This window comes from Microcystis sp. M113S1 (assembly GCF_020246945.1).
GTDB lineage: Bacteria > Cyanobacteriota > Cyanobacteriia > Cyanobacteriales > Microcystaceae > Microcystis.
Genome location: NZ_JADBSA010000183.1, coordinates 1 through 10,891, shown reverse-complemented (window position 1 = coordinate 10,891; position 10,891 = coordinate 1). Strand labels below are relative to the sequence as shown.

Below are 10,891 nucleotides of genomic sequence, written 5' to 3'. Positions count from 1 at the left end.
TAGGTTGGCTTTACGTTAGAATTAAAAGGCCAGTCTCGAAAACCAAGTGGACGGCGCAGCACCTTGAAAACTCGGCTTAGGGGGTTCCGACCAGAAAAGCTTGGCCGGGTAAAAAGTCGCGCGCAACAAGTACAAGAAGCGTTTAGCTGGAAACGTACCGTGGGACACACGGAATCGGGCTTCTGAAATGGGGCGAAAGTCTGTGGACTCTGTGTAAGACAGTACATTGTTTTTTAACTGTGGTATGCGACGGTGGTGGAAGCAGAAACTTAAATCGTGAGGTTTAGGAATCGCCGCACTTTTAGGGCGGCGAGGATGTCAAGGCTTCAGTCAGGGGAGAACCAGGATTGTAACAATTACCGTTTCTTCCCCTTTCTCGGTCTTCAACAGGAACAGGTGAAAACTTGATGTTCATTTTTATTCCTCAATTCGAGCGTTGTCAGAGAAATTGAAGCAGGCAAAAGGCAGATTTGAAGGTCTCAATCCTATATTCTTGCACTAGCATCGGATTTTAACAGGTCAAAAGCCTTATTTTAAAAGGGTTTTACCATTATTCAGCCAGCCCTACTTAGTTTCATCTAAAATTAAGCTCTTTGAGCGTTGTAAATTCCAGACATACTTTACCCCCCCCGCACATTTGTCAAGTCTTTTACATAATTCTTAATATTTCTTTCCGTTTTGCTCTCTCGCTCTCGTCCGGCTTCTCGACGGAATCGCTAAAATGATCAGGGGTGTTTTAGAGGTAAGTCTATGAATGAACCGGTAACTCTTGAGGATATTTACCAGCTATTCCGCGCCTCCGCCGAGGAATATGATCGCCGGGCTGCCGAATCCAAGGCGGAATATGACCGCCATAGAGTCGAAATAGAGAACCTCCTCGCCGAATCTAAACTAGAAAGCGAGCGCTCGATGACAGAACTGAAACGGACGGTTGAACGAACCAGCAGAGCGGTAGATAGTCTCACCACTCGCTGGGGTCGATTTGTGGAAGAATTGGTAGAACCGGCGGGTTTACGGCTTTTTCAGGAAAAAAGCATCGATATTAAAGAAGTTTATCCCCGCGCTAGAGTCAAGCGTCAGGGCATCGCCATGGAAATTGATATTCTAGCCGTCGATGATACCGATCTCGTGGTGGTGGAATGTAAATCGAGATTATCTAAAGATGATGTGGATGAATTTATTGAAAAATTGACCCGTTTTAAAATCGCTTTTCCCCATTATAAAAACTATCGAGCTTACGGTGCGGTGGCGGGAATTGAAATCAACGAGGGGATCGATCGATACGCTTATAAAAAAGGACTATTTGTGATTAAACCCTCCGGGGATACGGTGGCCATTATTAATGATGCTGACTTTCAACCGAATACTTGGTAATTTCCCTAGTCAAAACAATCGCTATGGTTAACCTTTCCTACAATAAAAATCGCCTTCTTCCCAGTGCCGAAGAATTGCCCTGTTCTAACGAAACACCCGTGGATAACCAGTTACACCAACGATATTCCCAATCTATTACTTAGTTTATTAGCATTTATTTGGATGGAGCGGGACGACTGGTATTTTGGTGTAGATATGGGGATTTATTGCAATCCCGACGAACCGGCAATCATTATGATCAATCGGGAAATCGCTATTTAACCTCAGAGGAAAGGGCAATGAATGCGGAAGCGATCGCCGCTTAAGCACTTTTGATCGCCCAGCAAGAACGTTTGGCTAAACAGGAAGCGGAACAAAAAGCCCAACGACTAGCGGAAAGACTAAGATCACTGGGTATCAACCCCGATGAACTGTAAGGGTGGGTTCCAGGCAATTTTAGGGGATTAATCGCGTAATAATTCCGGTTCGGTTAATTCGTCGGTCATTTCCATCAGGGCCCGTTGGACGGGTTTAATCATCGGGTCATCGATATTTTCTACGGTATCGTAGCGGACGCGTTTGGCCCGTCTAGCGACTTGCACGACGATCGAGTAACGATTGCTGGCCGCATTCATCAGTTTATCGGTGAGATAAATCATCTCGGAGGAGTCGAATTTAAACCGTTTGGACATAGTTATATTGAGCCTTCTGGTGGTAAATTTGGCACTTGTCACTGATAGTAGTTTAGTGATAAGTTTTATTACTCAGCCTACTTTACCATATTTTGTCAACTTTAGGTATAGGGTGATTCTTGATCTCGATCGGATTTTGTCAACTACTTTTTACAAAACTTAAATCAATTTTATACAAGTTTAAAAATATACAAATAAAGAGATAATTTTTGAAATAAATAAACCCAAAAAAGGGACACAATCGCAGTGCCTATAAATATACTTGAACATATACTGCAAAGTAATCTTTGCTACATATATACCCAATTAATTGGCTGAGTTATTTTATTCCGCACCTGTATCCGCTGCTACTGCTGTCTTCCTAATCTACCCTATCGGCCAGGGTATCTCAAGCATGGCTTTTAACCTCAACGGTTTCAACTTTAACCAGTCGATTATTGATTCCCAGGGACGTGCGGTCGCAACGCGCTCGCTACGCGAGATCGCAACTTGGGCGGATGTGATCAACCGCGCTAACATTGGTTTTGAAGTAATGCACGAACGCAACGCTCAAAACTTCCCCCTCGATTTAGCTTCCGGTGATGCTATCCCCATGGCCTTGACGGCAGCGGCGATCAATGGTTAAAAATAAACAGATGCTGGATCCCCATCCAACATCCGCGTTCTAACTCTGCACACATTTTGCTAAGTCCTCATGATAAGTTAAAAAACGCTTCCTTTTTGGGGGCGTTTTTATTTATTCGATTGAAAAAACCGATGACAATCATTACTAAAGCTGATAAGAAAGTGGGGACGTGGGGACGTGGGGACGTGGGGACGTGGGGACGTGGGGACGTGGGGTGTGGGGTGTGGGGACGTGGGGACGTGGGGTGTGGGGTGTGGGGACGTGGGGACGTGGGGACGTGGGGCATTTAGCTGAAATTTCCCTAAATCCCTAAATCCCTAAATCCCTAAATCCCTAAATCCCTAAATCCCTAAATCCCTAAATCCCTAAATCCCCTTTCTAACTGATAACTGATAACTGATAACTGATAACTGATAACTGATAACTGATAACTGATAACTGATAACTGATGAAAAGATTAGCTTGGTTCGATCGCTTAGTGTTAGCGAGTATTTTGGCTTTAATTGCGGCGATATCGTCGATTTTGATCCAGGGAAATCAAGTTCCTACCCGAGGGGAGAATTTTAGCTGGCAAGGGCGAAAAATCGGCGTTAGGGACAATTATTTTACTTTAAGTTTTAATCGACCGATTGACCGTTCCGACATAGAAACCAGCTTGGTGATCGATCCTCCCTTGCCGGGTAAAATTAGCTGGGCTGGCGATCGCTTGACCTATACCTTGACGGAATTGCCGATCTACGGCAAAAAATATCAAGTAAAGTTACCTATTGCTCAAGGTGAGGACTTTATCGGCGAATTTTACAGCCACGATCGAGCTTTTGCCTATATTGGAGTCAACCAAGAGGAAAGAGGCCGTTTAATCGTCTGTAATATCATTCAGGGGGCAAATAACGTCACAGAACTGAAAAAAACCATCCTTACCCCTGGGGATCTGGTGGTCACGGATTTTCAAATCTATCCGAGGGGGGAAAGAATTTTATTCTCGGCCTTCGATCGCTCTGACCTAGGACGGGATACCCCAAAACAGCAACTTTACACAATTACTACGGGGTTAAATCATGACGAACATGGTCAAAATTTGCCCAGTGGTCGTATAGAAAGGTTTTTAGATGCGAAAACCTATCAAAATCTTCGCTTTAATCTCTCAGATAATGGCAAAACCCTAATCGTGCAGAGAATTAATCATGGGAATCCGGGGGATGCCAGTTTATGGGTAATCAGCGATGATGGACAATCGCGACCGTTAGGAATGCAAGGGGATAATTTTTTACTATCTCCCGACGGTAAAAAAGCGGTTGTCAGTCAAACGGGAGGGGTAGCGGTGATTCCTTTGGATTTCCAAGGAGGAAAACCGCAATTTTTGCCTACCTACGAGAAAATCCTCGCTTTTTCCCGGGATGGTCGCCAGAAATTAATGGTGAAATCAGAACCGGATAATCAGCGATCGCTATTTATGCTCAACGATCAGGGAGAGTCAAGACTACTATTAAGAACAGTTAATCCGATTATTAGCTGTGAATTTGAACCGCGACAAGAAAAAACCCTTTACTGTCTGAAAAGCGATCTGGTCATGGGCAGCGATGGCAAAGTGAAAGAAGAACCATTTTTAGGGATTATTGAGCTAAAAACGGGTAAAATGATGCCACTGCTGGCTTTACCTAATTATCGTGACGTGCATATGAGTATGTCTCCCGATGGCGTGGCCTTATTATTTGATCAGTTAGCAACCACACCCTTTGGAGTCAGAAATGATTTAGTCACCGGGGAAGGGTCGAGCATTGCCGATGGTCGTCTCTGGTTATTACCACTCCCCGATCAATTCAGTCCCAATAGCATCCCGAAAATTTTACCTCAAGAACTCAACGCCGGTTTTAAACCCCGTTGGCTGCCCTAATAGAGCAGAATTGAGGAGTTAGGAGTCAGTCCCGATGAAAAAATTTTCACCCCCACAGATGAAAGAGGTTTCCTTCCCTACACCCCACACCCCACACCCTACACCCTCTTTCAAGTCAGGAGTCAGGGGAGAAATCGTTACCTAATCAGGTGACTCGGAGAATACTGACTCCCGAAAACGAAAACTGTGTACCTCACCATTAAGATAACTGCTATATGCTACTTCAGCGATTTGGTTTTTTATTGCGTCCTAGTGGCGATATCGAGATCGAGCGGGGGATTAGGACTTTATTAGCGATCGCAGTCCCGATTATTATCGGTGATATTTTAGATCAGTCGAAATTGGGTTTAATGGTGGGTTTAGCGGCTCAAACCTTGATTTTAGCCGATGTGGGGGGACTTTACTGCCTGAGAGCGAAAACCCTAGTCGCTACGACTATTGGGATGGCTCTAGCTTTGATTATCGGCACATTAGCCAGTGCTTGGCTAGGATTGACCGTAGTGATAGTTTTTTGCGGGTTGTTTCTAGCGGGTTATTTGACGGTTTACGGGGAAAATGGGGCTTTAGCTGGGTTAGTAATTAGTTTATTGCTGCTTTTTGCTGTTTCTTTGCCATCGGGAGATATTATCGTCGCTTTACAACGGGCCGGAATCGCTGTGTTGGGAGGGGGATGGACAATTTTTTTAGCCCTGTTTATCTGGCCTTTTCGCCCTAATCAGCCTTTACGTCAGGTAACGGCGGAAAATTTTCAGGGTATCGCCACTTATCTCCGCTCTTTGCCCTTACACTCTCGTTCTAATGCTAATGAGGAGCCATATTTTAACAAAATCCGGCAACTGTTGCTCCGTTCTAGGAAAACTGTCACCTTGACGCGTCGGGGACGTTGGGGAAAAAGTGAGCTGCGGGAATTGTTAATCGTCTTGATTGAAGATAGCGATCGCATTAATACCAGCTTAATTGCACTGCGAGAATTGCTTCATCTTTATCCCTTGCCACAACTGACCACGGTGGGTATTTTATTAGAAGATATTCTCGTGCAAGTGGCGGAAATTAGCGAAGATATTGCCGGGTTAATTTTGGGTAAAAATAAACAACCGGATTGTGAGCGCTTGCAGTTATTACTCAAGGCGATCGAGCAACAAAAAAATCTGCAAGCTAAAGTTTTAGAAAATGCTCAGGATGATTATAGCAGTTATGTGGCAATTTCGCAATTAAATAATCGTTTAAAAAAATTATCTAAACAGCTAAAAATAGCCAGTGAAACAGCGCAACATTTGCGGCAAAGCGAGGACTTTTCAGATAAAAAAAATACTTGGCAGCGGAACTTTGAAGGGATAGAAAAAGAGTACGGTCAAGAAAAAGCTTGGTGGCAACCATTAAAATCTAATTTTAATCTAGAATCGCCCCTATTTCGTCACGGTTTACGCTTGGGTTTGGGAAGTGCGCTAGGAGTATTGATTTACAATAAGCTAGGAATTACCCATAGTTTTTGGATTGGTTTAACCTTAGTTATTGTGTTAAAACCAGATTTTAGCTTGACTTTTCAGCGCTTTTTTAATCGGGTGTTTGGTACGATTTTAGGCTCGTTTTTTGTTTTGGCATTGTTGCCAATTATAGATAATTCGATCTGGTTAGAAATTATTGGGGTGATTTCTATAGCGATCGCTTTAGCTTTGGTGCGATTTCACTATAGTTTAGCCGTATTTTTTATCACAATTTTTGCTTTAATCATCAGTCGTCTCGATGTCAGCAATGACGGGATTAATTTAGAGTATATCAGAATAGTTTATACTTTAATCGGTAGTGCTTTAGCTTTTGCACTTTCCTTCGGTTTTTTACGGTTTAATGAAGATGAACTTTTTTCCCTCGCTGCCATTAAAGCATTAGAAGCTAATCAAATATATTTTCAGTCAGTTATGGCAGTTTATTTAGGAGAATCATCCTATCAAACTGCAAGTTTATCTTCCTATCGCGATAAAGCTCGACGAGCAAATACAACTATGCAAACGGCCCTACAAAGATTAATTGATGATCCTAGCACACCCTTTGCACAAATGGAACCAGCAATCACTTTAAGTAATTATATTCCCCGTTTTGGTCGCGGGGTGACAGTTTTATTGACGGAATTGGAACAATATCGCGGTAGTCCTCCCCATCCTAATCTGAGTCTGTTCACGCAACAAATAACCCAAGCTTTGACGCAATTAACCCAAGCTTTGCAAACAAATAATCCTCCTCTTCCCTTACCTCCCCTCGAAGATGCTTTAGAAGAAATCCTCGATCATTTGCAAGAATTGCGAGAGGAAAGGTTGGTAGAAATTGCTCATCAACAAGAGGGAACTAATCTCCAGAAATATTTAGGGGATTATAATATTGTCACCACGGAACTTGTGGAATTATCCAGTCGTGTTGGGGTAATGAACACAGCAATCGATCGTTTTATTAGAAGTTAAAATTTAGAATCGATTAACTTCGATAATTTCCGTATATTCAAAATTATTAGGACTGCGTTTCACCAGAGAATAATCAACACCATGAAGATTAATTAAATCCTCTTGACAATCCGCTTTCGGAGAATTATAAACTAACACATATTCTTTACCAATATAGGGAGAAATCTCGGTTTCTACTTCTCCTCTCCATTGAGTTTTTGTCACCAAAACAATTAACTGATTGGCTAATTTAGGAATAGCGATCGCAACTTGCCGACGATAGATATGATCGAGACTACCAAAAGGGGAATCCATCACCAGAGGAAAAGTGCTGCTATCAATTCCCATCAAAGTATTTTTCTGACGACCTTCTCGCACTCGATCGATAATTCCCCCGATAAAAGATAAACTGAGAATCTGATTTTCTCCGGTGGAAGCTGCCACGGGAATGGCGAATCCTGTGGTATTTTCTAATAATCTTACCTCGTAATCGGGACTAATACGGGGAATATAGGGAGTAAAAGAAATTGAGTTAAAGATTTCCTGTACCCGTTTTTCTAAGGACAAACGAAACTGATTTTCTAATCTCCGTCTTACCTCACTAATGCGATTAATTGCCTCTTGAGTCGCTAAAATACGTCGTTGTCCTAAATTAGATTTTGCCTCTTTTTGTTGCTGTTTTTGTACTTGTTTTTGCAGGGATTCTAACTCTTTTTCGTAGATATCTAGTTGATTTTTATTGCTGCCCTGTTCCAAGCGTAAATCTTTTAGGGAATCCTCGATCGCATCTAAGCGAGATTGCAGATTTTTAATATCTTCATCGGGATAATGGCGAAATTTATCCCGAACTTCATCTAATTCTGATTCTACCAAAGATAATTCTAAGCGCCACTGGTGAATATTAGCTTGATAATTATCCACTTCTTGCCAAAAATCTAAGCTCCGTTTATCCATTTCTTTGACTGTGGAAGATAAGCGAATGGCCGCTTCTTCCACATCGGCCATTCCTGCTTTATTCATCCAGTCTTGTACCTGTAAATAAGCTTGACTATTCTCCTGTAATTCCTGGCCACAAATACATTTTTTCCCCTCTAATAATTGTTGGACAAATTGCTGTTTGATACCACTGGGTAATTCCCCTTGTTGTCGTAGGCGATCGATTAATTGCTGAAAATTTTGATTAATTTCTTTTAAAAAGACTTGATAAGCTTGCTGGGAAATTAATTTCTTTAACTTATCCTTAGTTCTGACTAAATCTTGCCGCAGATTTCTTTCCTGTTGTTCTAATTTTTCTTTTAACTGTTTTAATTCCTCGGCACCACTTAACTCTAATAAGCGATTAGTCAAGGCTTTTTTTAATTCTTCCTGCTGGGATAACTGGTTAATAATATCCTGCTGACGCTGGGTTAACTTCTCTAAATCCTGCTCAATTTTACTTTCCTGTTTTAATAACTTTTTTAAATCCGATTCACCTAAATCTTTAAGTTCATCTTGTAAAGATTTTCTAGCTTTTTTTAAATGCTCGATCGCTCTATCTAATACTTTAACTCCCAATAATTCCTTTGTATCTTCTGCGATTTTACCTTGGCTACTACTGCGAAATTGATGATCGATATATTCCCCATCAAAAAAGAAATAACGGTGTAAACTTTCGGGTAAAATTTGATTAATAATATCCTCCGGGGGTTGATGGGGTGCGTACCAATTGCCATCATCACCAGCGTAGAGCATATATAAACTATTTTGACCGTATTGAATTTTACTATTTACATCTTGGTAGGCGAAAAATTTTCGTTTTACCTGATAGCGTTTATTTTCATGTTCAAAGTTCACTTCTGCTGAACATTCTATGGAGGTTCCCGTGCTGACTTCTGTAATTGCCCGTTTATTAACTAATAACTCTGGTTCGGCAAAAGCTGCCGTAAATTTTTCATAAAGCACCCAAGTACAAGCATTTAAAATGGTTGTTTTTCCTGCCCCATTATTGCCATAAATTACCGTTGTATTGCGAGAACTTGCCGCTAAATGTATCTCAGGAGTCTTACCATAAAATTGTCGAAAATTACATAACTTTATTGATAGTAGTTTCATATTTAGAGACAGGGGATGATGGGGAATTTTTTTCAGTGAACAGTGAACAGTGAACCGATAACTGATAACTGATTATTGAATTACTTCTTTAATAATCGTTAAAACATCATCATTGATATTGCGAGGATTGCGCTGGTATAACTTATCTCTTTCCAATTTTAAAACTCGATCGATGATTTTTCGCACATCTTCGGGAGCGTTTAAAATCGGTTCTTGGATATTTTGGAGATCATGATCAGGATTAGTCATAGGACAGATTTTTTAATATTTACAGCCGCTGCATTCAACCAAAATCCCTGCTAGGGTACGTTAATCTATTACTAACGCACCCTCACCCTAGATTGTTTCTCTAAACGAAACTTAAATAGGGTAACTTTTGCGCGGTAGATTGAATCAGATCGAGATTTTGTAACAGCTGTCCGCAGGTATCCCAACCTCCTTCTATTAACATCTGTCGGGAACCTTCATTCATAGACACGGTAGCGACAAAATCCCCCCATTCCACCGTCATAGTTGTCAAGGAAAGATCGACGGGAATTTCGGGATTAGCTGCAATTAAATCCTGTAAATGGGCGATGGTTTTTGCCTCAGCAGTGACACAGGGAACCCCATTAGCGATACAATTACCAAAAAATATTTCGGCGAAACTTTCCCCGATAATTGCTTGAATTCCCCAACGTAAAATTGCTTGCGGTGCGTGTTCCCGAGAAGATCCACAACCGAAATTACCATTGACTACCAGAATTTTCGCTCCTTGGTACTGGGGTAGATCGAAAGGATGACTCCCCTGTAAAGCGGCTCGATCATCGGCGAACACTTGTTCTCCTAAACCTTCAAAGGTGATACAACGCAAAAAACGAGCCGGAATAATTCGATCGGTGTCAATATCGTTGCCTCGCAAGGGTAAAGCTCGTCCAGAGATGGTTTTAACTTGACTCATGATCTTTTTCTAACTTTTACTAGCAGTGACAAAAAAAGTGGTTGCATCTTGCCATACTCCCCGATCGGTGGCATTTTTCTCGATTTCTCGGCGATAATTGTTCACTAGAGTCGCAATTTCGGCAGCCGATAGGCGGTCGCAACGCGCTCGCAACGCGAGATCAAGAGGATTATCCTGAGGATGAAAATACTGCCCATACCAGAAGTTTTTGGCAGTTTCTAGGGGCAAATATCGACCTAGTTGCTCGACATTGACCGATATATTGGTAAATCCCGCATTTTCCAGCAATTGATGGCATTTTTCTGGGGTGGCGATGGGAGTATGCAGATTAGGCAACTCAAAACCATAGGTTTCGCGACAAACACCACTGATCAAGGGTAGGAAGTGGGATTCTAAATTATGACAGGAAAAAGCGACCGAACCGCCTTTTTTTAACCATTGATACCATTTTCCCAGCACTTGCGGGATATCGGGGAAAAGTGCGATTGCCAGAGAACAGGTGATCAGATCGAAACTAGACTCGGCAAAGTCAATGGCAGCTATATCGGCGTTAATTAGGTCAATATTCTCGATATTTAATTCTTCTAGCTTTTTTTCGGCTCTGGCAATCATTGCTGGTGTGAAATCGATCCCGATGACACTTTTTACTTTTGGAGCAATTGCGACCGCATTGACACTCCCATCGCTAAAAGCGAGGGATTCTTGGTTCATCGAGTTTCCTTGATCTGGCAGGACGTATCCAACCAAACCAGAGGGAATCTCACGCCGGCGCGTATTAGTTTCGGTATGCCCTACCGTACTTAGTCCCTTTTTGAGAATGTTGATAGCGGCGTTAATATCTCTATCTTCTACATAGCCACAATG

The 10,891-nt window shown here is 41.9% G+C and carries 9 protein-coding genes and 2 pseudogenes; 6 read left to right on the top strand and 5 right to left on the bottom strand.

The window, feature by feature from the left end:
* Positions 1-750 precede the first annotated feature (750 nt).
* Positions 751-1,374, top strand: a complete 624-nt coding sequence (locus tag IM319_RS09360) for a DUF3782 domain-containing protein (protein ID WP_287735387.1) — start codon at positions 751-753, stop codon at positions 1,372-1,374.
* 23 nt (positions 1,375-1,397) lie between these two features.
* A pseudogene (locus IM319_RS09355) lies at positions 1,398-1,790 on the top strand (hypothetical protein).
* Between the two features lie 27 nt (positions 1,791-1,817).
* On the opposite strand, the gene IM319_RS09350 reads toward IM319_RS09355, so the two are convergent.
* Positions 1,818-2,045 (bottom strand): DNA-directed RNA polymerase subunit omega, encoded by a 228-nt coding sequence (locus IM319_RS09350; RefSeq protein WP_002761217.1) that lies wholly within the window; start codon positions 2,043-2,045, stop codon positions 1,818-1,820.
* Positions 2,046-2,388: 343 nt separating this feature from the next.
* On the opposite strand from IM319_RS09350, the pseudogene IM319_RS09345 reads away from it, so the two are divergent.
* The 4 genes and pseudogenes from IM319_RS09345 to IM319_RS09330 all read left to right on the top strand — a co-directional run.
* Positions 2,389-2,670 (top strand): annotated as a pseudogene (locus IM319_RS09345) (photosystem II q(b) protein); the annotation flags it as partial.
* Between the two features lie 131 nt (positions 2,671-2,801).
* Complete coding sequence (locus IM319_RS09340; protein WP_287735386.1) at positions 2,802-2,960, top strand: hypothetical protein; 159 nt, start codon at positions 2,802-2,804, stop codon at positions 2,958-2,960.
* 158 nt (positions 2,961-3,118) lie between these two features.
* The gene (locus tag IM319_RS09335; RefSeq protein ID WP_287735385.1) at positions 3,119-4,564 is read left to right on the top strand and encodes an Ig-like domain-containing protein; all 1,446 of its coding nucleotides are present in this window, start codon (positions 3,119-3,121) and stop codon (positions 4,562-4,564) included.
* 215 nt (positions 4,565-4,779) lie between these two features.
* Positions 4,780-7,017, top strand: a complete 2,238-nt coding sequence (locus IM319_RS09330; protein WP_287735383.1) for an FUSC family protein — start codon at positions 4,780-4,782, stop codon at positions 7,015-7,017.
* A gap of 3 nt (positions 7,018-7,020) precedes the next feature.
* On the opposite strand, the gene IM319_RS09325 is transcribed toward IM319_RS09330, so the two are convergent.
* From IM319_RS09325 to IM319_RS09310, 4 genes are all read right to left on the bottom strand, one after another.
* The gene (locus IM319_RS09325; RefSeq protein WP_287735381.1) at positions 7,021-9,087 is read right to left on the bottom strand and encodes an AAA family ATPase; all 2,067 of its coding nucleotides are present in this window, start codon (positions 9,085-9,087) and stop codon (positions 7,021-7,023) included.
* 72 nt (positions 9,088-9,159) lie between these two features.
* Complete coding sequence (locus IM319_RS09320; RefSeq protein ID WP_286825250.1) at positions 9,160-9,336, bottom strand: hypothetical protein; 177 nt, start codon at positions 9,334-9,336, stop codon at positions 9,160-9,162.
* A gap of 100 nt (positions 9,337-9,436) precedes the next feature.
* Positions 9,437-10,027, bottom strand: coding sequence for a 3-isopropylmalate dehydratase small subunit (gene leuD, locus IM319_RS09315; RefSeq protein ID WP_002796901.1), 591 nt, complete (start codon positions 10,025-10,027; stop codon positions 9,437-9,439).
* 9 nt (positions 10,028-10,036) lie between these two features.
* Positions 10,037-10,846, bottom strand: coding sequence for a class I SAM-dependent methyltransferase (locus IM319_RS09310; protein ID WP_287735389.1), 810 nt, complete (start codon positions 10,844-10,846; stop codon positions 10,037-10,039).
* Between the last annotated feature and the right edge of the window lie 45 nt (positions 10,847-10,891).